The organism is Mesorhizobium sp. M1D.F.Ca.ET.231.01.1.1, assembly GCF_003999155.2.
Lineage (GTDB): Bacteria > Pseudomonadota > Alphaproteobacteria > Rhizobiales > Rhizobiaceae > Mesorhizobium.
This window is the reverse complement of sequence record NZ_RZOZ02000081.1, coordinates 1-397: the sequence shown is the minus strand read 5'-3', so window position 1 is coordinate 397 and position 397 is coordinate 1. Positions and strand designations below refer to the sequence as shown.

The 397-nt window shown below is 56.9% G+C and carries 2 protein-coding genes; both read right to left on the bottom strand.

The annotated features are described in order from the left end of the window. Positions 1-217: flavoprotein (locus tag EN874_RS32385; protein WP_281061460.1), on the bottom strand; the 217-nt coding region annotated here is incomplete at its 3' end. Between the two features lie 22 nt (positions 218-239). Further along, the coding region (locus EN874_RS34710; RefSeq protein WP_135884719.1) for a type II toxin-antitoxin system VapC family toxin at positions 240-397 on the bottom strand (158 nt) is incomplete at its 5' end.

Genomic DNA, 397 nt, shown 5'->3' with positions numbered 1-397 from the left:
CATCGTGCTCGTCATTGCGGTCGAATAATTGGGTGAAGACATGATCGGCCGAAAGCGCGCCGACCGGCAGCGTGGTGACAAATTCCTGCGCGGCCGATGTCATGACCACCCGCACCGACGCGGCGCGTTCGCGCAGCCGGCGGATGAGCTCGAGCGATTTGTAGGCGGCGATGCCGCCGCCGATGATGAGCAGGATGCGCTTGCCGGAAAGAGTCATCATGCCTGATACCAGTCGAGTTTTACGCAAGCTTCAACGCCGGTTGGATGTCGGTATGGTTGAAATCATCGCCCTTGAAAAGCAGAGGCAGATTTCGTGTCTTTGCCAAGGCATAGGCAAAACAATCGCCCATATTCAGAGCAGCGCGATGATGAGATCCCCTGCCGTATCGAGAATAAG